The organism is Amycolatopsis benzoatilytica AK 16/65 (assembly GCF_000383915.1).
GTDB lineage: Bacteria > Actinomycetota > Actinomycetes > Mycobacteriales > Pseudonocardiaceae > Amycolatopsis > Amycolatopsis benzoatilytica.
Genome location: NZ_KB912942.1, coordinates 3,369,981 through 3,392,132 on the forward strand (window position 1 = coordinate 3,369,981; position 22,152 = coordinate 3,392,132).

Consider the following 22,152-nt stretch of genomic DNA (forward strand, 5'->3'; position numbering starts at 1 on the left):
GCAGACACGCACGAGGCTTTCGCGAGAGGAACTCCATGCCAGACCAGCGTGTGCTGATCACCGGATCGGCCGGCGTCGTCGGCACCCTGATGCGGACGAGGCTGAGCCGTCCCGGCCGCGTGCTGCGGCTGCTCGACCTCGCCGAGCAGCCCGCCGCCGCGGACGGCGAGGCCGTCGAGATCGTGACCGGCTCGGTCACCGACCCGGAAGCGATGGCCGCTGTCTGTGCCGGCGCGGACGCCCTGATCCACCTGGGCGGGCTCAGCCGCGAGGCGTCCTGGGAAGACACCCTGGACGTCAACATCAACGGCACGCACACCGTCCTCGAAGCCGCCCGCGAAGCCGGCATCCGACGGGTCGTGCTGGCGTCGAGCAACCACGCCGTCGGCTTCCGCCGCAACGACGAGGGCGGCCCGGACGGCCACCCCGCCGACTCCAGCGCCCGGCCGGATACCTATTACGGCGTCAGCAAGGCCGCCATCGAAGCGCTGGGCAGCCTGTACGCGTCGCGGTTCGGCATGGACGTCATCGTCATCCGCATCGGCTCCTGCTTCGAGACGCCTCTGCCGCTCGGCCCGCGCGGCCTGGCCACCTGGCTGTCCCCGGACGACGGCGCCCGGCTGTTCGAGGCGTGCCTGAGCACTCCGTCGCCGGGCTACCGGATGATCTGGGGCGTCTCGGACAACACCCGCCGCGTCTACTCGCTGGCCGAAGCCGAAGCGCTGGGCTACAAGTCCGAGGACAACGCCGAGGCGTACGCCGAGCAGCTGGCCGGCAAGCCGTCGCCGACCGGGATCGCCGGCGAGCACTTGGGCGGCCCGTTCTGCACCGCGCCGCTGGGCGTGTTCAACCCGCTCTGACGGGTACCCTCGCCCCCGGGACCTCGAGGGCGAGGAGGACGCAGTGGGCGAGCTGGGCCCGGCCGACACGAACGGCATCCTGTCGCTGCCGTGGATCCGCCCGGAACGCACCAGCGCGGGCCTCGGCTGGGACCGGATCTACCTGTCCAAACAGCGGGAACGCCCGTACCGGGCTTCGTTCGGTCCCGCGCGCACGCACCAGCTGATCCTGCACCTCGCCGGCCCGGTCACCGTCCGCCGCGGCATCGGGTCGGCGAGCGAGCACTCCCGCCGGGTCCCGGCGGGCGGCCTGTTCCTTCAGCCGTCCGGCCGGGAACTGTCGGTGGAGCTGGGCGGAGCGCTGGAGACGCTGCACGTGTACCTGCCGGATTCGGCGGTGCAGGAGGCGGCCGGGGCGCCGGTCCGGCTGGCGGACGAGCTGGGCAGCGTCGATCCGCTGCTGGAGCAGCTGGTGCTCGCGCTGGACGGCGTCGTGCGGGACTGGGAGCCCGGGGCCCGGGCGTACGCCGATCAGCTCGGCGCGCTGGTGGCCGCGCAGCTGGCGCGCCAGCACCGCGACGGCCGTTCGGCACCGGCAGAGCCGCGTCCGGCGGAGGCGCTGACGGACCGGCAGTTCGCGCAGGTCCGGGAGCTGATGGACGCGCGGCTGGCGGAGCCGCTGGGGCTGGCCGAGCTGGCTGCCGCGACGGGGTTGAGCGTCAGCCGGTTCTCCCGGCGGTTCAAGGCGCGCACCGGGCTGCCGCCGCACCGGTATCTGCTGCGTTTGCGGGTGGATCAGGCCGGGTTGCTGCTGCGCACCGGCACCGAGCCGATCGCGGAGATCGCGGTGCGGTGCGGGTTTTCGCATCAGGAGCATTTGACGCGGGTGCTGCGGGCGCAGCTCGGCACGACGCCCGCGGCCCTTCGCCGCGACGGCTGACGCGCGCGTTTCGTGCAGTCCGCGCAGCACGTCTGTGCAGGCGCGGGTTCCGGTCCACCCGGATACTCGACGTACCCGCGTGGAAGGACCGTCGATGTTCACCTACACCGCCAACCCGGCTCGCGTCGTGTTCGGCAGCGGCACGCTCTCCGCAGTCCCCGACGAGGTGCGGCGGCTCGGGGCCAGCCGGGTCCTGCTGATCGCCGGGAGGTCCGCGGCCACCGCGGCCGACCGCACCGCCGCGGCGCTCGGGCCGCTGCTCGCCGCGAGGTTCGGCGAGCCCGCGATGCACACGCCGGTCGAAGTCACCGAGCGCGCGCTGGAGCTGGTCGGCGAGCACGCCGTCGACTGCCTGGTCGCTATCGGCGGCGGCTCCGCGACCGGGCTGGCCAAGGCGCTCGCTCTGCGCACCGATCTCCCTCAGATCGTCGTGCCGACCACTTACGCCGGATCCGAGATGACGCCGGTGATCGGCCAGACCGAACACGGGCGCAAGACCACCCAGTCGTCGCCGAAGGTGCTGCCCGAGGTGGTCGTCTACGACGTCGACCTCACCCTGGGCCTTCCGGTGCCGACCTCCCTGACCAGCGGCGTCAATGCGCTGGCGCACGCGGTCGAGGCGCTCTACTCGGCGCAGGCCAACCCGATCGTCGACCAGTTCGCGCTCGAGGCGATCCGCCTGCTCGCGTCGGCGCTGCCGCGCATCGCGCACGATCCGTCCGATGCGGACGCTCGGACCGAGGCGCTGCGAGCGGCGTGGCTGGCCGGTTCGTGCCTCGGTTCGGTCGGGATGGGCCTGCACCACAAGCTGTGTCACACCCTCGGCGGCAGCTTCGGCTTGCCGCACGCGGAAACGCACACCGTGGTCCTCCCCTACGCCATGGCGTACAACGCGCCGAGCGCCCCGGACGCGATGCGGCGGATCGCCGAAGCACTGGGCGCACCGGACGCGCCGACCGCCGTCTTCGACCTGGTCGCCGGGCTGCCGGTGCCGCATTCGCTGGCGGAAATCGGCCTCGCGGAAGGAGATCTCGCCAAGGCCGCGGAGCTGGCGACCGCCCAGCCGTACCCGAACCCGCGCGAACTCACCCGCGACGGCATCGAGAACTTGCTGCGCCAAGCCTGGGCCGGAACGCGCCCGGCGCCGGCCGAGGGCACGCCGCCGGATCTGCGCGGGCTCACCCAGGAAGTCGTGGACAGCTTCGCCGCCACCCCGGACCCGCGGCTGCGCGAACTGCTGTCCGAGCTGGTCCGCACTCTCCACTCCTACGTGCTGCGCACCGATCTCACCCAGGCCGAGTGGGAGTACGCGATCGGTTTCCTCACCCGCACCGGCCAGATCAGCTCGGACACCCGGCAGGAGTTCATCCTGCTGTCCGACACGCTCGGCGTCTCCAGCGTGGTCGACGTCCTGGCCAACTCGCGCACGCCGGACACCACCCCGTCCGCGGTGCTGGGACCGTTCTACGTCGAAGGACCGCCGGAAACCGAGCAGGGCGCGGATCTCGGCGAAGGGCTGCCGGGCACTCCGCTATGGGCCGACATCCGGGTGACCGAGCCGGACGGAACCCCGGTCCCGGACGCGGTGGTGGACGTCTGGCAGTCCAATGAGGACGGTTTCTACGACGTCCAGCTGCCCGAGGTCGAGGGCCCGGTGCTGCGCGCCCGGTTCCGCACCGACGCCGAGGGCAGGCTGCGGTTCGCGACGATCGTCCCGTCCGCGTACCCGATCCCGGACGACGGCCCGGTCGGCAAGATGCTCGCCGCGGTCGGCCGGCATCCCTACCGCGCCCCGCACGTGCACTTCATGATCGCCAAACCGGGCTACCGCACGCTGGTGACCCAGCTGTTCGTCCGCGGCGGCGAGTACCTCGATTCGGACACCGTGTTCGGCGTCAAAGACGGCCTGATCGTCGATTTCGCCGAGCAGGACGGCCCCTCCCCGGACGGGCGCGCACCGTGGCGCCGTCTCGATTTCACCTTCCGCGTCTCCCCCGCCTGACTCCCCGGGAACCCACCATGACCCGTTACGACACCGATGTCCTCGTGGTCGGCAGCGGCCCGGCCGGCGGATCCGCCGCGCTGCTGCTCGCCACCTACGGGGTGCGCACTGTGCTCGTCACCAAGTACGGCTGGACCGCGCACACCCCGCGGGCGCACATCACCAACCAGCGGACGATGGAGGTCCTGCGCGACCTCGGCCTCGAAGACCAAGCGCTCGCCCAGGGCACTCCCCCGGAGCTGATGGGCGACACGGTGCTCTGCACCTCGCTGACCGGCGACGAGATCGGCCGCATCGCCAGCTGGGGCACCGCCGACCGTTCCGCGGCCGAGTACGGCGCGGCCAGTCCGTGCCACCTGATCGACCTGCCGCAGACCTACCTCGAACCGATACTGGTCGGCAACGCCGCCGCGCGCGGCGCGAAACTCCGGCTGGACACCGAATTCCTCGACTTCGTGCAGGACGCCGACGGCGTGACCGCGCGGCTGCGCGACCGGGTCCGCGGCGACGAGTTCGCCCTCCGCGCCCGCTACCTGATCGGCGCGGACGGCGCGCGCAGCAAGGTCGCCGAGCAGGCCGGTCTGCCGATCGACGGCCAGTCCGGCAAGGCAGGCAGCATGAACATCACGTTCACCGCGGATCTTTCCCGGCACGTCGCGCACCGGCCGAGCGTGCTGTATTGGGTGATGCGGCCGGGCGCGCACCTCGGCGGCATCGGGATGGGGCTGGTCCGGATGGTCCGGCCGTGGAACGAATGGCTGCTGACCTGGGGTTACGACATCGCGCAGCCGCCGCCCGAAGTGTCCGTGGAGGAGGCCGCCCGGATCGTGCGGGACCTGGTCGGCGACCCGGAGCTGCCGGTCGAGATCACCTCGACTTCGCTGTGGACGGTCAACCACAGTTACGCCACCGCCTATTCCTCCGGCCGCGTGTTCTGCGCCGGCGATGCGGTGCACCGGCATCCGCCGTCGAACGGCCTCGGTTCCAACACGTCGGTGCAGGATTCCTACAACCTCGCGTGGAAGCTCGCGATGGTCGTCCGGGGCGAGGCGGGCGAGGAACTGCTGGACAGCTACAGCGCGGAACGCGCGCCGGTCGGCAAGCAGATCGTGGACCGGGCGAACCTCAGCCGCGACCAGTTCGGGCCGATCTTCGCCGCGCTCGGCATCGACGGCGACACCGATTCGGACGCCATCGCCGCCGGCCTCGCCGCCTGCGCCGAGCCGACCGCCGACGGCGCGCGACGGCGGCGGCAGCTGCGCGAAGCCATCGAGCTGAAGAACTACGAGTTCAACGCGCACGGCGTCGAACTCGATCAGCGCTACGTCTCCGGCGCGGTGCTCCCGGACGGCGAAGAGCCGGCCGCCCAACGGGATCCCGAGCTGTACCACCGGCCCAGCACCACGCCGGGCGCGAAGCTGCCGCATGTCTGGCTGGTCGGGCCGGACGGCCGTCGAGTGTCCACTCTGGACCTCGTCGGCGGTGGCAAGTGGAGTGTCGTCACCGGGCTCGCCGGCGGTTCCTGGCGGGAGAGCGCCGCCAAGGCCGGTGCGGACCTCGGGCTGGATCTGCGCCTCGTCACCGTCGGCTCGCCCGAGGCCCGCGACTCTTACGGCGATTGGGCGCGGATCAGCGGCCTCTCAGAAGACGGCTGCCTCCTGGTCCGGCCGGACGGGTACGTCGCCTGGCGCAGCCGCACCGCCGGATCCGGTCTCCCCGAAGCTCTGCGGACTCTGCTCTTCCGTTGACTCACGGCATTCCCCACGGATCGCTCGCCCCCGCCCGACGCGACCCAGTCCGTGAAGGACCCCTTGAGGGAATCTGAGTCCCGGAAGGGGCCCTTCCCGGCAGCTCCACCGGAAAGCGGACTCTGCTCTTCCGCTAGCTCACGGCATTCCCCACGGATCGCTCGCCCCGCCCGGTGCGACCGGCCGGACCGCGAAGTCCGGCCGGTCGCCGCGGCGGTACACGAACGCGTCCTCGCCCCGGCCCAGCTCGACCTGCACGTCGCCGTTCGCCAGCCGCCGCCACCGCCGGGGACGGCCGTGCGCGTCGGTCACCGTCAGGTCGCCGTCGATACCCGGCCGCAGCACACACGGCGCACCGGCCTCGCTATGCACTTTCAGCCAGCGCGTCTTGCCGGCCGAGCGCGAGGCGCTGAGCAGGAACGCGCCTTCGGTGCGAAAATCGCGCAGCGCGATGTCGCTCCACGATTCCGGTGCCGCCGGGAACAGCCGGAGCACGCCGCCCCAGCTCTGCACGAGCATGTCCTGCATCGATTTCGCGGCGGACAAAGGAGTTTCGATGACCGGACCGGACTCCTTGTACATCGTGTTCGGCTGGATATAGCGCTTCTGCAGCTCGCCGAGGTAGAACGCCGCCTGGTCGCCGCGCAGCATCTGCGCGGACATGGAGGCCGCCCCGGTGAAGGTGTAGCCCTGCAACGCGCCCTCGAAGCCGACCCAGTGGTTGAGCGAGGTTTCGATGATCTTCCGGTGTTCCGGTTGCTCCCAGGTGATTTCGTAGAGCGGATAGATCTGCAGCAGGTGCGAGTAGTGCCGGTGCGACTTGGCGAACGGCACGCCCGCGCCGATCATGTACCCGTTCTCGTCCGCCGGGTAGCCGGTGAGCGTCGAGAGCACCTGCTGCCACTTCGCGGCGAGCGGATCGGCGATGCGCAGTTCGCGCGCGCTGTCCAGCAAAGTCTTGCAGCCCCACCGGATCAGCGAGAGGTCGTAGTTGGTGTCCGGCGCGTTCACGCCGTACTCCGGCGAGAAGGTCGCCGGGAGGTGCAGCTTCCCGTCCGCTCCCGGGGCGAGGAAGTGCAGGTAGTAGTTGATGGCCCGACGCAGCAACGGGAACAGCGTGTCCCGCAACAGCTGCCGGTCCATCGTGTGCCGATAGGACAGCCAGACGTTGTGCAGCGCCCAGGTGAGGTTGCCGACCTCCGGGGTCGGCGTCTCCTTGCCCGGGATGCCGACCGGGTAGCCGCTGGTCGAGTCGGCGAGCCCGTTGAGCAGCGTCATGTCGGTGGTGCGCGGGATGCCCGCGGAATCGGACTGGTACGGCTGCGCGACCTGGCTGGCGAGCCGGTCGCGGTACTTGCCGAGCGCGTAGCTGACCGCATCCAGTTCGAGGTGGTTCGAACCCTGGATCAGCCAGTACTCCAGCTGCACGTTCAGGTTCCACCAGGTGGCCGGCCAGGGCGTGTTCTCCAGCCACGGCCCGGAAGTCGCCATCACCGGCGCTTCCCGGCGCGCCGCCGAGGCGACCTTGTACAGCTGGATCCAGTAGAAGCTCTGCAGCCGGGTGTCCGGAATGGACAGGAAGCTGCGCCGGTAGAAGTCGTGCCACCAGCGGCGGTGATCCCAGGCCAGCACGTCCAGCGCGCCCGCCTGGCGCACCGTGCGCAGCGCCCTCGGCGCCGAGTTCCGTTCCGGATGCGACCACGCGACCGAGGTGTACAGCGTCCGCGCGCTGCCTCGGCTGACCTCGCGCCACGCTGTCACGTGCTCGCCGCCGGCCAGCAGCGGCTGCACAGCGAGCTGCGCGTCGCCGGCTTTCCGCAGCTGCACCGGCGGATTGTCCAGGTACCCGTCGGGCGGCGGCTTGTTCCACAGCGGGTCGGCCCGCGGGCTGATCGCCTTCGCCGGGTGGAACACCCACTGGAAGCCGCGTTCGCCCTCCGAGGGCTGGACTTCCACCGCGAGCAGCGACTGTCCGGTGTGGACGATCGCGCGCAGCTGAAGGCTGCCTGCCGCGGTGGTGATCGTGCCGGTCAGCTCGGCGTTCCAGACGTCGAGCCGCCAGTCGAGGCCGGTGATCGCGCCGACCGGTTCGAGCGTGAAGTACCCGATCGGCAGCCGGGCCAGCCCGAACAGCGACCCGAACTGCGGACGGTGGTCCTGCACCTGGCTGTGCTGCACGTTGAACCGAATCGCGTTGCGGCCGGGTTCGGCGTAGATGCCGGAGCCGAGGAAACCGTTGCCCAGGAACGGTCCCTCGTACCAGGTCTTCGGCATTCGCCGCCAGCGCAGGTCCGCGGCGGAAAGGAAGTCCGCCCAGTCGAAGCTGTCGCCGCCGCGCACCTCCGCCGCCGCCGCGACCGGGGGCAATCCGGCTGCTCCCACCGCCCCAGCGGCGATGCCCGCGAGCGTCCCGCCGAGCACTGTCCGGCGCGAGATGTCCATGTCCGCCAACCTCCTCGTTGAAGCCGGTTTCAGCTCGGCAGTCCCCAGGCCGGCACTGTGCCGAGCGCCGGAACGTCGCGCGGCCCGAAGTCGGGTCGCCCGCCCCGCGGCGTGACCGTGACCGTGCCGCCGCGCCGCAGCGACAGCGAGATCCGCCGGGCACCGGCCTGCCGCCAAGGCAGTCGCCGTCCCCGTTCGTCCCGGACGTCGATCTCGCCGTCGATGCCGTGGTCCAGCACCAGCGGCGCACCCGCTTCGCTGCGCACCCGCACGAACTCGGTCGCCCCGCCCCGCCTCGACGCGTCCACCAGGAACGCCCCTTCGGCGCGCAGCCCGGCGATCGACGCGTCCGGCCAGCTGGACGAGACCGACGGGAACGCCTTGACCACGCCGCCGTGCCCCTGCAGCAGCATGTCCACCACCGACTGCGCGGCGGTGAGCGGGCTCTCGATGGCGAGATTCGAGCCTTCGCGGTACATCGTGTTCGCGGTCAGCTCGGTGTCCGCGACGACGGTGCGGTCGAGGAAGACCTTCAAGTACCGCAACGCTTCCTCCGGCTGGTCCATCACCGAGCTCATCGACGACGCGGCCGCGTAGCTGTAGCCGTGCCACGCCGACTGATCTGCCGACCAGTGCCGGAACGTGCGCGTCATGAGGTCCCGGTCGGCCGGGCGTTCCCAGTCGCGCTCCCGCAGCGGGTACAGCCACAGCAGGTGCGAGAAGTGCCGGTGCGAGTCGGCGAGCCGGACCCCGTCGCCGATCAGCACGCCGTCGGCCGGATCCTCGTGGTAGGGCACGAGCTTGGCCGCGATCTCCCGCCATATCGGCACCCGCGGTTCGTTGATCCGCAGGATCCGCGCGGAGTCGGCCAAGGTGTTCGCGGCCCACCGGATCAGCGACAGGTCGTAGGTGCAGTCCGGCGCGTCGGCGTATTCCGGCGAACGCGTCAGCGGCAGGTGCAGCAGCCCGTCCGGACCGGTGAACAGGAAATGCCGGTAGAAGTTGAGTGCCTTCGCCAGCGTCGGGTAGAGCACGTCGCGCAGCACCGCCCGGTCGAGGTGATGCCGGTAGGCCAGCCAGACGTTGTGCAGGCCCCACAACAGGTTCCCGGTCTGGTCAGTCTTGGACGGCGTGCCCGGCACCCCCACCGTACGGACGCCGCCCGGCCGCAGCCGCCAGTCGCCCGGGTGCGACAGCGCATACGTGTCGCCGTCGCGATAGGCCGGCGGCACGGACGTTTCCAGATTCGCGTGATCGCGCCGGAAGGTCTCGGTGACCGCGTCCAGCTCCGGATGGTTGCTGCTGTTCACGATCGGATAAGCGACCTGGACGTTCAGGTTCCACCACACCGCCGTCCAGCTGTTGCCGACCTCCGGGAACCACGGCCCCCACTCGGCCGTCACCGGCCCCTCGGCGCGAGTCGCCGAGGCGATCTTGTACAGCTGGATCCAGTAGAATCGCTGCACCTGCTTGTCCGGCACGGAAACAAAACTGCGCTGGTGGAAGGTGTTCCACCAGCGGCGGTGCCAGGAGAGCAGGTAGTCCGGGTTCATCGCGACCGTGCGCCCGACGAGCGAGATCGCGTCGCGGGTGTGCGTGGACTTCGGGAACGAGTACGCGACCGCTGCCGCGAACAGCCGCTTCGTGCCGATTTTTCTTTCCCGCCACGCGGTCGTGTACCCGCCGCCCGCCGTCATCGGCTGCGCGCAGCAGCCGTCAGTCTGCTCCGGAGCAGGGTTCGCGGTGTACTCCGGCGGCTTGCGCACGGTGCGGGTCGTCGCGGACACCAGCGGCGAGAAGCCCCATGCCGCACCGGATTCGCCCGCACTCGGGTCGAGCGAAACGAGCAGCACACCAAGATCATTGTGCACCACCGCGGAGAACGCGACCTGCCCGCAGGTGGTGGTGATGGTGCCGCCGAGCTCCGCGTTGTACAGGTCGAGCGTCCAGTCGACCGCTGTGATCGCGCCCGCGAACGTCAGCGTGACGGCCCCGATCGGCAGCCGGGACAGCCCGATCCCGGCCTCCCACTGGATGCGCTGGTCCTGCACCTGAGTGTGGCTCAGCATGAACTTCAGCACCTGCGGCGATTCCCCGGCATACGCCTGCACGCCGAGATAGCCGTTGGCCAGGAACGGCGCTTCCTGCCAGTTCTTCGGCAGCCGCTGCCACCGCATCCGCGCGTCCATGGCGACGTCCCGGTGCGGAGTGCGCGATCCCCCGCGCCCCAGTGGCTCTGCCGCCAGGCCGGGCGACGCCCCGTCCGCCCACAGCCCGCCGAACGCGGCCGCCGCAGCGGCGACCGAGACCGAGCGAAGGACCGTCCTCCGGGACAGTTCACCCATGCCGACTCCGGATTCATACTACGTTTCGCCCCGCGCGGCGCGGGAGCGAGCGGAATATATCCAGACAGAGACGGCAAAAGCCAGCAAGGTTCACCCGGAAAGCGGCAAAGACATCCGATGAATGGGATCCGGATGGCAGCGCGTTCAGATACGTGAAGATCCGGGCCGAGCCGATCAAGCAAATCGCGTCAGACGGACGGCGGACCTTCCGGCGAGTATGGCGACGGGTTCTGTGGCGGGTACGGCATCCCGTACGGCATCTGCGGAACCGGCGGCTTCGCGGACACGAGCGTGACAATGCCGGTCACCGATGCGGCGACCAGCGCGAAGAACACCGCCACCGCGGCGGCCAGGTACACGACGCGGAAGTTGAGAACGTCACTCACCAGCTCGCCGAGGAACGGCGCGATCACCAAGGACAGGACGCCGAGGCCCGCCGCAACCCCGGCTGCGACGCCACGGCCAGCGCGGAGTCCCCGGATCAAGGCGACGGTGCCGCCGATGACCGCACCGGCACCGAGTCCGCCGAGCACTCGCCCGACCGAGAGCAGGAAACCGTTCGGCGTGAACGCGACCGCCAGCACGCCCAGCAGCATCAGGCAGATCGCCGGCACGGACACCGCCGTCGGGTAGCGCCCGCCGAGCAGCAGCCCGAGCGGCAGCGCGAGCAGGAGCGCGACGAGGTACGCGACGACGCCGCTCAACAGCAAAGACTGCCGGGACAGGCCCAGGTCGAGCTGTATCGCCGACCGGCCGCCGAACTGGTAGATCGCGGTGAGCAGGAACAGGCCGATCAGCGCGGCGAACCCGGGTCCGATGATCAGCCAGGCCGGCTTGGCAGCCGCCTGTGAGGTGCTCTGCATCGGCGGTGTCACATACATGTGCGTACCGTACCGACCCGGCCCACGAGGACGGGCGCTTTCGCACCGGATGCCGCCAAATCACGGCAAGGCAGGCAACGGCCCCCGCTCCAGCCATCCTTCGAAGAACCCCGCCAGCGACCGCCCGGCATACGCCTCCGCCGTCTCCACGAAGCCCGCCGTCGTCACCGTCCCGTGCCGGTTCTCCACTGCCCAAGCCTTCACCAGCGCGAAAAACGCCGGATCGCCGATCTCGCTCCGCAGCGCGTGCAGCGTCAATCCGCCGCGCTTGTACACCTGCTCGTCGAACATCCGGACCACCCCCGGGTCGCGGATCGCGACGTCCGCCGGTTTGCCTCGCAGCCGCGAGTGCCACAACCGCGCCAGCGCCGCCGCCGGCTCTCCCCCGGACGCCTCCGACCACAGCCACTCAGCGTAGGTGGCAAACCCTTCGTTGAGCCAAATGTGGCGCCAGTCCGCGACCGTCAGGCTGTTGCCGAACCACTGATGCGCGAGTTCGTGCACGACCAGCCGCTCGTGCGTCCGCTTCCCGTCCACGTGGTTGGCCCCGAATACTGCCATCCCTTGCGCCTCGATGGGATCGTCCAGCTCGTCGTCCGCCACGACCACCACGTACTCGCCGAACGGGTACGGCCCGAACCAGTCCTCCAGCGCCGCCATCATCCGTCCCTGGCGGCCGAAGTCGCGGGAAAACGCCCGGCGCAGCCGCAGCGGCACCGCGGCCCGCTGCACGACCCCGCGCGGATCGTCGGCCGACACCTCCGGGACCCAGGCGCCGTCCGAGGACAGTTCGAGATCCTCGTACCGGCCCACCTGCACGCTCATCAGGTACGTCGACGTCGGCTCCGGCCGCTCGAACACCCACTTCGTCGTGCTCGCCGACTGGTACCGCGACACCAGATTCCCGGTCACTGCCACCAGATACGGCGAAGACGCGGCCACCGCGACCCGGTAGCTCGCCTTGTCCGCCGGATGGTCGTTGCACGGGAACCAGGACGGCGCGCCGACCGGCTGGCTCGCCACCAGCGCGCCGTCGGTCAGCTCGTCCCAGCCGATGTCGCCCCAGCGGCTCGGCACCGGCCGCGGATTGCCCGCATACCGGACCTCCACCCGGAACCGCGCACCGGCCGGCACCGACCGCGCCGGCTTGACCTGCAGCTTCAGCCCACGCCGCAGGTACTTCGCCGGTTTTCCGTCGACCAGCACCCGCGACACCTTGAACTCGCCGAAGTCGAGCGACAGCCGGGACAGCGCCTGAGTCGCCTCACAGGTCAGCACCGCCGTCGCGGACAGCCGGTTCGGCCCGATCCGGTAGTCGAGATCCAGGTCGTAGTGGCGGACGCGGTAGCCGCCGTTGCCGTGCCCCTGGAGATACGGGTCGCCCGAGGTCTCCGCGCCAGGAGCGGCCGCTTTCCCGTTCACCCGCACCGAAACCCGCTTTCGCCCGTAGCCGTGATCCTTTCCAGGATGAGGCGCTCGGACAGGGTCCGCAACGGTCGTGCCCTCACCGCCGCCAGGCCGAGATCGGATTGCCCAGCCAGCGGGTGTCCGCGGGTACCGCGTCGCCGCGGGTCACCAGCGAACCGGGGCCCACCGTGGTGCGCGCGCCGATGCTCGCGCCGGGCAGCACGATCCCGTGCGGGCCGAGCGTCGCGCCCTCGCCCAGGGTCACCTTCGACATGGTCATGATCCGGTCGTGGAACAGATGGGTCTGGACCACGCAGCCGCGGTTGATGGTCGCGCCGTCGCCTAGTTCGACCAGGTCCGACTCGGGCAGCCAGTAGGTGTCGAGCCACACGCCGCGGCCGATCTTGACGCCCATCGTGCGCAGCCACGCGGGCAGCAGCGGGGTGCCGCCCACCGAGCCGATCAGCCACGGCACCGCGAGCGCTTCGACGAACGTGTCGGCCAGCTCGTTGCGCCAGACGAACGAACTCCACAGCGGGTGGTCGATCTCGCGGAACTTCCCGACCAAGAGCCACTTCGCGGCGGTCGCGGTCAGCGCAGCGACGATGCCGGCAGCCAGCAGCACCGGCCCGGCCAGCAGCGCGGCGGCCCAGAAGCCGCCCCAGGACGCGAGCGCCAGCAGCGCGAACGCCACGCCGACGGTCAGCGCGACCGCGCACATCACCGGCAGGATCCGGCACAGCTCGACCAGCGCGCGGGCCGCCTTGAGGTGCAGCGGCGGCGTATAGGTGCGGGTGGTGTCGCTCTCCTCCACCGCGCGACGCACCGGCAGCGGCGGCATGCCCAGATACGACGAGCCCTTCTTCGCCCGCGCCGGCGTCGAGGACAGCACCCCGACCAGCCCGCGCTTGGGCACCGAACGCCCCGGCGCGGTCATCCCCGAGTTGCCGAGGAACGCTTGCTTGCCGATCCGGGCCGGGGCGGCGTGCAGCCAGCCGCGGCCCAGCTCGTAGGTGGCGACCATGGTGTCGTCGGCCAGGAACGCGCCACTGTCCACTTTGGTCATCTTGGGCAGCGCGAGGACGGTGGACGCCTCCACGTTGCGGCCGACCTTCGCGCCGAGCAGCCGCAGCCACACCGGCGTGAACAGGCTCGCGTACAGCGGGAACAGCCCTTCGCGAGCCATGCCCATCAGCCGTTCGGTCGCCCAGACCTGCCACGCAACGCGGCCGTGCACCGGGTGGTAGCCCTCGACCATGCCGATGCTCAGCGCACGCACGCCGGCCAGCACGAGCAGCAGGTACGCGAGGAAGTACGCGACGGTGGCGACCGGTGTGAACAGCAGTGCCTGGCCGAGCGCGGAGCCGAGGCTCGTGGTCCCGGCGACCGCGCGGCCGATCACCACGACGCCCGGCAGCGCGGCGATCCCGGGCAGCAGCCCGAGGAACACCGAGGTCGCGCCGTACACCGACGCCCAGAAGTGCGAACGCGGCGGGCGGCTCGACGGCCACTTCAGCGCGTCCTTCTCGTCCTTGCCCGAGCGCACCGCGGGCGAACCCGCCCAACGCTGGCCGGCCGGGACCGCGCCGCGCACCGTCGAACCGGCGGCGATCTCCGCACCCTTGCCGATCCGGGCGCCGGGGAACAGCGTGCTGCGCGCGCCGACCCGGGCCTCCGCCCCGATCCGCGTCTTGCCGATGTGCACGACGTCGCCGTCGACCCAGTGGCCGGTCAGGTCGACCTCGGGCTCCACTGCGGCGCCGCGGCCCAGTTTCAGGAAGCCGGTGACCGGCGGCGGCGAGTGCAGGTCGACGTCCTTGCCGATGCGCGCGCCCAGTGCCTTCGCGTACGTGGTCATCCACGACGCGCCGGCCACGCTGTCCGCGCCGCTGAACTCGGCCAGCTTCTCCGCGGTCCACAGTCGCAAGTGGACACTGCCGCCGCGCGGGTAGGTGCCCGGGCGGACCCCGGACAGCAGCACGCGCGCGCCGCCGGCGGCGATGGCGATCCGGCCGGCCGGCGTGAACAGCACCAGCCAGGCCGCGACCAGCCACGCCCAATTCAGCGTGGGCGCCCAGGAGACGCCGAGCAGCGAGAGCACGTTGGAGCAGGCGGCGGCGAGCGTGGCCCAGCGCAGCCCGACGAGGCCCATCAGCGGGATCATCAGCAGCGTCTGCACGACCCCGGCACGGCGCGGCGTCGGCGCGACCTCGCGGCGCTCGGTCTCTTCGGTGCTCAGCGCGTCCAGCTTCGCGGCCAGCGCGCCGAGCTTCGGGTTCTGGTAGATGTCGCTGACCGACACCCCGGGGTGGCGGGTGCGGATGCGCGCGATCAGCTGCGCGGCGGTGAGGCTGCCGCCGCCGTGGGTGAAGAAGTCGGCGTTGGGGTTGCTGACCGACACGCCGAGAATCTCGCTCCAGCCTTCGGCGAGCCAGACCTCGGTCGGCGACAGGCCGGCCGAGGTCGCGTCCACAGTGGACAGCGGCCAGGGCAGCGCGTTGCGGTCGACCTTGCCGGACGTGCGGGTCGGCAGGTCGTCGATCACCGCGAGCAGCGGCACCAGCGCGGCGGGCAGCTGCGCGCGCAGCCGGGTGGCGGCGTCGTCGGAATCGACGGTCGCGCCCTCCTCCGGCACCAGGTAGCCGACGAGCACCTGGTTGCCTGCCTTCGTGCGGCGGACGGCCGCGGCGGCGCCGCGCACGCCGGGCAGCGCCTGCAGCGCCGCGTCGACCTCGCCGAGCTCGATCCGCCGGCCGCCGAGCTTGATCTGCTCGTCCATCCGGCCGAGGAACAGCAGGCCCTCCGGCTCGGCGCGGACCATGTCTCCGCTGCGGTAGGCACGCTCCCAGCCCATCGACGGCAGCGGTGCGTACTTCTCCGCGTCCTTTTCCGCGTCGAGATAACGAGCGAGCCCGGCACCGCCGATGACCAGCTCGCCGCTCTCGCCCATGGCGACCGGCTCGCCCGCTTCGTTCACCACGACGAGCTGCCAGCCGGCCAGCGGCAGGCCGATCCGCACCGGGCCGTCGCCGGTCATCTGCGCGGCGCAGGCGACGACGGTGGCCTCGGTGGGGCCATAGGTGTTCCAGACTTCGCGGCCTTCGACGGCGACCCGCTCGGCCAGCTCCGGCGGGCAGGCTTCGCCGCCGAAGATCAGCAGGCGGACGTCTTCCAGCGCGTCCGCCGGCCACAGCGCGGCCAGTGTGGGCACTGTCGAGACGACGGTGATGCCTTGCGCGACCAGCCATGGGCCGAGGTCCACCCCGGTGCGCACCAGCGCGCGCGGCGCGGGCACCAAGCAGGCGCCGTGCCGCCAGGCCAGCCACATCTCTTCGCAGGAGGCGTCGAACGCGACGCTCAGGCCGGCCAGCACCCGGTCGCCCGGGCCGATCGGCTCGTCGGCAAGGAAAAGCCGCGCTTCGGCGTCCACGAAGGCCGCCGCCGAGGCGTGCGTGACCGCGACGCCCTTCGGCTTGCCGGTGGAACCGGAGGTGAAGATGATCCAGGCGTCGTCGGCCGGCCCGGGGCGGCCTTCGCCGCCGCCCGGCGCACCGGCGGCGGCGATCTCGCCGTCGGTGGCGATCGCGGCCACGCCGGCTTCGCCGAACACCAGCTCGGCGCGTTCTTCGGGGTCGTCCGCGTCGACCGGCACATAGGCGGCGCCGACGGACAGGGTCGCGAGGATCGCGATGTACAGCTCAGCGGTGCCGGACGAGATCCGGATGCCGACGCGATCGCCGAGGCCGACGCCGTGCTCGCGCAGCTTCGCGGCGTAGCCGTCGATCTCTTCCATCAGCCGGCGGTAGCTCAGCACACCGGCGCCGTCGTCGAGCGCGGCGGCGTTGGGGTGCCGCTCCGCGGTGGCGGCGATAATGTCCAGGAGAGTGCGCTCGGCGGCCGCGTGCCCGGTCTCGAAAAGAGCCGGAGCGAACGCGGCCTCTACTGCGCGGGTCAGGGCGTCGGTGCTGCCGGAGTCGGCGGTCAGCGTCACCCGGCCACCTCGGCGGTCAGGTGCCCCCCGGTATTCCGGAACGGTGCGGGCAAGATCGAATTCTGGGCACGCAAGCCCATCACTCACCTTTCGCGAGCCTCATTCGGGCTTGCCGTCCGAATGAGGGCGCCCGTAGCGACCGTCCACTTTACGCGTCAATCAACCGCAGGTCGCGCTAGGGTCACAGCCGCGTGTCGGACATCACCGTCCGCAGGTCCGGTAAGGAATAACCCCAATGTGGCATTGGGTGCATGTGATGCACCCAATGCCACATTGGGTGCGTGGCACGCACCCAATGTGGCATTGGGGTCGCCGCAAAAGGGTCAGCGGGTTTTCGCCGCTTTCCCGCCGATCTTCTGCTTCGGCTTCTTTTCCCGGACGCGCACATTCACCCGGACGGGGCTGCCTGCGAAGCCGAACTGCTCGCGGAATTTGCGCTCGATGAACCGGCGGTAGCCGGCCTCGAGGAACCCGGTGGTGAACAGCACCAGCGTCGGCGGCCGGATGCCGGCCTGGGTCGCGAACAGCACCTTCGGCTGCTTGCCGCCGCGCACCGGCGGCGGGGTGGCCGCGACGAGGTCGGACAGCCAGCCGTTGAGCTGGCCGGTGGACACGCGCTGGTCCCAGGACGACAGCGCGGTGCGCAGCGCGGGCGCGAGCTTGCGCACCGCCCGGCCGGTGAGCGCGGAGATGTTCACCTTCTCCGCCCACGGCACCCGGACCAGGCCGCGGTCCAGCTCGCGCACCATGGCATGCCGGCGGTCCTCGTCGACCAGGTCCCACTTGTTGAACGCGAGCACGCACGCGCGGCCCGCCTCGACCACCATCGTCAGCACCCGCAGGTCCTGCTCGGTCAGCGGCTCGGAAGCGTCCAGCAGCACGATCGCCACCTCGGCCGCGTCGATCGCGGTCTTGGTGCGCAGCGAGGCGTAGTACTCCGCGCCGTCCGCGAAGTTGACCCGCTTGCGCAGTCCCGCGGTGTCCACGAAGCGCCAGACCTCGCCGTCCAGCTCGACCAGCGAGTCGACCGGGTCGACGGTGGTGCCGGCCACCGAGTCGACCACCGAGCGCTCTTCGCCGGACAGCCGGTTGAGCAGACTGGACTTGCCGACGTTCGGCTTGCCGACCAGCGCGACGCGGCGCGGCCCGGCGGTCGCCGTGCCGCCTTCGCGCGGCGCCTCGGGCAGCGCGGCCATGATGGCGTCGAGCAGGTCGCCCGAGCTGCGCCCGTGCAGCGCACTGACCGGGTACGGCTGGCCGAGGCCCAGCGACCACAGCGATGCGGTGTCGGCCAGCAGCCGGTCGTCGTCCACCTTGTTCGCGGCCAGCAGCACCGGCTTCTTCGAGCGGCGCAGCACCCGCGCGACCGCTTCGTCGGTGGCGGTGGCGCCGACCGTCGCGTCGATCACCAGCAGCACCGCGTCCGCGGTCTGCATGGCCATCTCGGCCTGCTGCGCGACCGAAGCCTGCAGCCCGGTGGCGTCCGGCTCCCAGCCGCCGGTGTCGACCAGCGTGAACCGGCGCCCGGCCCAGAACGCGTCGTAGGCGACCCGGTCGCGGGTCACCCCCGGCACGTCCTGCACGACCGCTTCGCGGCGGCCGAGGATGCGGTTGACCAGCGTGGACTTGCCCACGTTCGGCCGGCCGACCACGGCGAGCACCGGCTGCGCGGCGGCAGCCTGGCCCTCGGCTTCCGCGGCCTCGATCCGCGCGTCGAACGCGGCGAACTCGGACTCGTCGGCCCAGGTCCCGTCGATCTCGCCCAGCCCGTCCACCGATCCGTCGGCGGCGTCAAACCCTGTCATCGTTTCCCACTTCACCTACGACGCGGCGAACCCGTGTTCGCCGCGCCAGTCGTCCAAAGACTGCACGAGCGCCGCGAGCTGCCTGCGCAGCTCCTCGGTGCCTTGGTCCAGGCCCTTGCGGCCCGGACCGACCTTCAGCGCGAACGGCTCCCCGTAGAGGAGGTCCACGCGCGGGCGCCACCGGCGTTTGCCGTCGGCGGGCTTGCGCGTCCCGCGAATCGCGATCGGCAGCACGGTGGCTCCCGACGCGCGCACGAGCCATGCCGCGCCGCGTTCGGCCGCTCCGACGTCGCCCTCGCCGCGGGTGCCCTCCGGGAAGACCCCGACCGCGCCGCCCGCCTTGAGCACTCCGACCGCCGTGGTCAGCGGCGTCCGGTCGATCTCGCCCCGGCGCACCGGGATCTGCCCGATCCCGCGCAGGAACCAGCCGCCGATCCCCTTGAACAGCTCGGCCTTGGCCAAGAACGCGCTGCGCCGCGGAAGCATTCCGATCACCAGCTGCGGATCGACATTCGAACTGTGGTTCGCGATCACCAGCAGCGGGCCGTCCGCGGGCACCCGGTCGCGGCCGTGCACCCGGATCCGGAACGCCGGACGCAGATAATACCGTCCGGCGAATCGCCCGACGTCATGCAGGAGGCCGTTCGCGCCCTCGGGGAGGGCGCCCGCGTTCACGAGAGGACCCCGGCCCCGGCGGCGACCGGCTCGGCCGGGCAGTCGCCGAGCAGCCCGCGGCTGCGGGCGAGCTCGGTCACCGCGACAAGCACCTGGTCGAGGCTCAGCTCGGAAGTGTCCACCTGGACCGAGTCCCCGGCCGCGCGCAGCGGCGAGGCGGCGCGGGTGGAGTCGATCCGATCGCGCCGCTCGACGGACTCGCGCGCCGATTCGACGCTCGACTCGCGGCCCGCGGCGGCGTCCTGGTTGTTCCGCCGCGCGGCGCGGACCTCGGCCGAGGCGGTGAGGTAGACCTTGAGCGGGGCGTCCGGGGCGACGGTCGTGCCGATGTCCCGGCCCTCCACGACGATCCCGCCGTCGCGCGCGACCGCGTCGGCGATCATCCGCCGCTGCCGGGCGACCAGCACTTCGCGCACCTGCGCGACCGCCGAAACCGGCGACACCGCCTTGGTCACCTCGGGTCCGCGGATCTCGGCCGCGACGTCCTCGCCGCCGAGCCGCACGTCCGGAGATTCCGGGTCGGTGCCGAGCGCGAAGTCGACCTCGTGCGCGAAGTTGCCGACCGCGTGCTCGTCGGCCAGGTCGATTCCGGAGCGCAGCACGGCCAGCGTGACCACGCGGTACATCGCACCGGTGTCGAGGTAGCGAGCGCTCAGCCGGCCGGCGAGCTTGCGCGCCACCGTGGTCTTGCCGGTTCCCGACGGGCCGTCCAGCGCGACCACCCCACGTAGGGCTCCCGTCACCGATTCTCTCCTCGCGTAGTGGCGTGCAGTCCGGCCGATGGGCCGCCGCTCATTGTGCCCGCAACCGGTCCCGGCGGCTCAGGCGGTGCCCCGGGCCGGACCGCGCTCGCCGTTCTAGCGGCGCTAGACAATATAGCGCCGCACTGTTAGCGTTGCCCTCGTTCCTAGCAGTGCTAGATTTCCTGGAGGGCCCCATGCTCGTCACCGCCTACGTCCTCACCGCCCTGCTCGCGCTCGGCATCTTCTACATCGGACTGCTGTACCTGTTCGCACCGGAGAAGAACGCCGCCGGCTTCGGATTCACGACCGTCCCGGCCGGCCCGAACCCGCTCTACACCATCAAGGGCGTCCGAGACCTCGGCCTCGGACTGGTGCTGGTCGTCGCACTGCTCGCGGGCGGACCGCACATCGCCGGCTGGGTCCTGCTGGCCGAGGTGTTCATGCCGCTCGGCGACCTGACGGCGATCCTGCTGCACAAGGGAAAGAAGGCGATCGCGTTCGGCGTGCACGGGGCCACCGCCGTCGTCATGGCCGTCGTGTCCGTGCTGCTCCTGCTGGTCTGAACACCGCGAAACGGACAATGAGTTACGGTGAAACGGTGAACGTCGAAGTCACCCCTCTTCCCGGAATCGGTGTCCGCAAGGACTTCGCCACGCGCGCGGGACGCCGCATCGGCGTCGTCACCCAGCGGGACGGCAAGATCGAGCTGATCGTCTCGAAATCGGACGACCCGGACGCTTGCCTCGCGTCGCTGCCGCTGACCGCGGACGAGGCAGGCGCCCTCTCGAACCTCCTCGGCGCGCCGCAGCTGGTGGCGCAGCTCAACGAGGAGCACCGGGAGCTGCCGGGCATCAACACCAAGCAGCTGGCGATCACCGCGGACAGCCCGTTCGACGGCCGTTCGCTGGGCGACACCGCCATGCGCACCCGCACCAGCGTCTCGATCGTCGCGGTGATGCGGGCCGGCCAGGTGCACCCGTCGCCGGCGCCGGACTTCCTGTTCACCGCGGGCGATCTGCTCGTCGTGGTCGGCACGTCCGAGGGACTGGAAGCCGCCGCCAAGATCCTCAAGCACGGCTGATGGACCACACCGCACTCTCGCTGATCGAGCTCGGCGCCGTCTTCTTCGTGCTCGGCGCGCTGGGCAGGCTCGCCGGCAAGATCGGCCTCTCCCCCATCCCCCTGTACCTGCTGGGCGGCCTGTGCTTCGGCCAAGGCGGGCTGATCCCGCTCGGCGACATCGGCGACTTCACCCACCTGGCCAGCGAGATCGGCGTGGTGCTGCTGCTCCTGCTGCTGGGACTGGAGTACTCGGCGGCGGAGCTGTTCACCGGCCTGCGCCGCTCGTGGACCGCCGGCCTGGTGGACATCGTCCTGAACGCGGCCCCCGGCGCGGCGGTCGCGCTGATCCTCGGCTGGGGCCCGATCGGCGCGATCGTCATGGCAGGCGTCACCTACATCTCGTCGTCCGGAATCATCGCGAAGGTCCTGGGCGACCTGGGCCGGCTCGGCAACCGGGAAACCCCGGTAGTGCTGTCGATCCTGGTGTTCGAAGACCTGGTGATGGCGCTGTACCTGCCGATCCTCACCGCGATCCTGGGCGGTGTGAGCCTGCTCGGCGGCCTGGAAGCGGTCGGCATCTCGCTGCTGGTGATCACCGTGGTCCTGGTGATCGCCCTGAAGTTCGGCCGCTACGTGTCAGCCTTGGTGGACAGCGACGACCGCGAGGTCTTCCTGCTCAAGATCCTCGGCGCGGCGCTGCTGGTGGCCGGACTCGCGTCGGCGATGCAGGTGTCGGCCGCGGTCGGCGCGTTCCTGCTGGGCATCGCGGTCTCCGGCTCGACCGCCCACAACGCGACCCGTCTGCTGGAGCCGCTGCGCGACCTGTTCGCCGCGGTCTTCTTCGTGGTCTTCGGCCTCAACACCAACCCCGCGTCGATCCCGCCGGTCCTGGGCTGGGCCGTGGTCCTGGCCGTGGTGACCACTGTGACCAAGGTTGCCACCGGATGGTGGGCCGCGCGAAGGCAAGGCATCGGAAAACTGGGCCGGGCCCGCGCGGGGGCGGCTTTGGTGGCCCGGGGCGAATTCTCGATCGTGATCGCCGGCTTGGCCGTGGCCGCGGGCGCGGTAACCGGCGAACTGGCCGCGCTGGCAACGGCATACGTGCTGCTGATGGCGATCCTAGGCCCCACCGCCGCCCGCGTGGTCGAACCCATCGCACAAGCGCTGCACCGCAAGGCAACCGCAAAGGCAACAGTCACCGCCGGCTGACCTCGCCCCCGCAGTCCGTGAAGGGAACATTGAGGGACTCAGAGTCCCTCAATGTTCCCTTCA

15 protein-coding genes are annotated in these 22,152 nt (G+C 71.2%); 7 read left to right on the forward strand and 8 right to left on the reverse strand.

Features of this window, described 5'->3' with window-relative positions:
* Positions 1 to 35: 35 nt before the first annotated feature.
* The 4 genes from AMYBE_RS0115440 to AMYBE_RS0115455 all read left to right on the forward strand — a co-directional run bounded on the left by AMYBE_RS0115440 (position 36) and on the right by AMYBE_RS0115455 (position 5,529).
* Positions 36 to 860, forward strand: coding sequence for an NAD-dependent epimerase/dehydratase family protein (locus AMYBE_RS0115440; protein WP_027927678.1), 825 nt, complete (start codon positions 36 to 38; stop codon positions 858 to 860).
* A gap of 43 nt (positions 861 to 903) precedes the next feature.
* Positions 904 to 1,779 (forward strand): helix-turn-helix domain-containing protein, encoded by an 876-nt coding sequence (locus tag AMYBE_RS0115445; RefSeq protein WP_020660295.1) that lies wholly within the window; start codon positions 904 to 906, stop codon positions 1,777 to 1,779.
* 94 nt (positions 1,780 to 1,873) lie between these two features.
* Complete coding sequence (locus tag AMYBE_RS0115450) at positions 1,874 to 3,781, forward strand: maleylacetate reductase and hydroxyquinol 1,2-dioxygenase domain-containing protein (RefSeq protein WP_020660296.1); 1,908 nt, start codon at positions 1,874 to 1,876, stop codon at positions 3,779 to 3,781.
* A 17-nt stretch (positions 3,782 to 3,798) separates the two neighbouring features.
* Complete coding sequence (locus tag AMYBE_RS0115455; protein WP_020660297.1) at positions 3,799 to 5,529, forward strand: FAD-dependent oxidoreductase; 1,731 nt, start codon at positions 3,799 to 3,801, stop codon at positions 5,527 to 5,529.
* A gap of 138 nt (positions 5,530 to 5,667) precedes the next feature.
* Here the strand turns inward: AMYBE_RS0115455 and AMYBE_RS0115460 are convergent, their stop codons facing one another.
* From AMYBE_RS0115460 to cmk, 8 genes are all read right to left on the reverse strand, one after another.
* Complete coding sequence (locus AMYBE_RS0115460) at positions 5,668 to 7,971, reverse strand: glycosyl hydrolase family 95 catalytic domain-containing protein (protein WP_020660298.1); 2,304 nt, start codon at positions 7,969 to 7,971, stop codon at positions 5,668 to 5,670.
* A gap of 29 nt (positions 7,972 to 8,000) precedes the next feature.
* Positions 8,001 to 10,316 (reverse strand): glycosyl hydrolase family 95 catalytic domain-containing protein, encoded by a 2,316-nt coding sequence (locus AMYBE_RS0115465; RefSeq protein WP_020660299.1) that lies wholly within the window; start codon positions 10,314 to 10,316, stop codon positions 8,001 to 8,003.
* Between the two features lie 188 nt (positions 10,317 to 10,504).
* On the reverse strand, positions 10,505 to 11,197 hold the full coding sequence (locus AMYBE_RS41755) for a multidrug transporter (protein WP_051124707.1): 693 nt from the start codon (positions 11,195 to 11,197) through the stop codon (positions 10,505 to 10,507).
* Between the two features lie 60 nt (positions 11,198 to 11,257).
* A complete protein-coding gene (locus AMYBE_RS0115475; RefSeq protein ID WP_154676216.1) occupies positions 11,258 to 12,619 on the reverse strand; it encodes a M1 family metallopeptidase in 1,362 nt (453 codons plus the stop codon).
* An 82-nt stretch (positions 12,620 to 12,701) separates the two neighbouring features.
* Positions 12,702 to 16,595: a Pls/PosA family non-ribosomal peptide synthetase gene (locus AMYBE_RS0115480; RefSeq protein ID WP_020660301.1), complete on the reverse strand. Its 3,894-nt coding sequence runs from the start codon at positions 16,593 to 16,595 to the stop codon at positions 12,702 to 12,704.
* 323 nt (positions 16,596 to 16,918) lie between these two features.
* Positions 16,919 to 18,400, reverse strand: coding sequence for a ribosome biogenesis GTPase Der (gene der, locus AMYBE_RS0115485; protein WP_034288636.1), 1,482 nt, complete (start codon positions 18,398 to 18,400; stop codon positions 16,919 to 16,921).
* 15 nt (positions 18,401 to 18,415) lie between these two features.
* On the reverse strand, positions 18,416 to 19,075 hold the full coding sequence (locus tag AMYBE_RS0115490) for a lysophospholipid acyltransferase family protein (protein WP_020660303.1): 660 nt from the start codon (positions 19,073 to 19,075) through the stop codon (positions 18,416 to 18,418).
* Positions 19,072 to 19,797 (reverse strand): (d)CMP kinase, encoded by a 726-nt coding sequence (gene cmk / locus AMYBE_RS0115495; protein WP_020660304.1) that lies wholly within the window; start codon positions 19,795 to 19,797, stop codon positions 19,072 to 19,074. The genes AMYBE_RS0115490 and cmk overlap by 4 nt, the downstream gene beginning before the upstream one ends.
* A 215-nt stretch (positions 19,798 to 20,012) precedes the next feature.
* Between cmk and AMYBE_RS0115500 the strand changes: the two genes are divergently transcribed.
* From AMYBE_RS0115500 to AMYBE_RS0115510, 3 genes are read left to right on the forward strand one after another with little or no spacing between them, the layout of a single operon-like run.
* Positions 20,013 to 20,381, forward strand: coding sequence for a DUF4267 domain-containing protein (locus tag AMYBE_RS0115500; RefSeq protein ID WP_020660305.1), 369 nt, complete (start codon positions 20,013 to 20,015; stop codon positions 20,379 to 20,381).
* Between the two features lie 35 nt (positions 20,382 to 20,416).
* Positions 20,417 to 20,899 (forward strand): cation:proton antiporter regulatory subunit, encoded by a 483-nt coding sequence (locus AMYBE_RS0115505; RefSeq protein WP_027927680.1) that lies wholly within the window; start codon positions 20,417 to 20,419, stop codon positions 20,897 to 20,899.
* Positions 20,899 to 22,089, forward strand: coding sequence for a cation:proton antiporter (locus AMYBE_RS0115510; protein ID WP_020660307.1), 1,191 nt, complete (start codon positions 20,899 to 20,901; stop codon positions 22,087 to 22,089). The genes AMYBE_RS0115505 and AMYBE_RS0115510 overlap by 1 nt, the downstream gene beginning before the upstream one ends.
* The last annotated feature ends 63 nt before the right edge of the window (positions 22,090 to 22,152 follow it).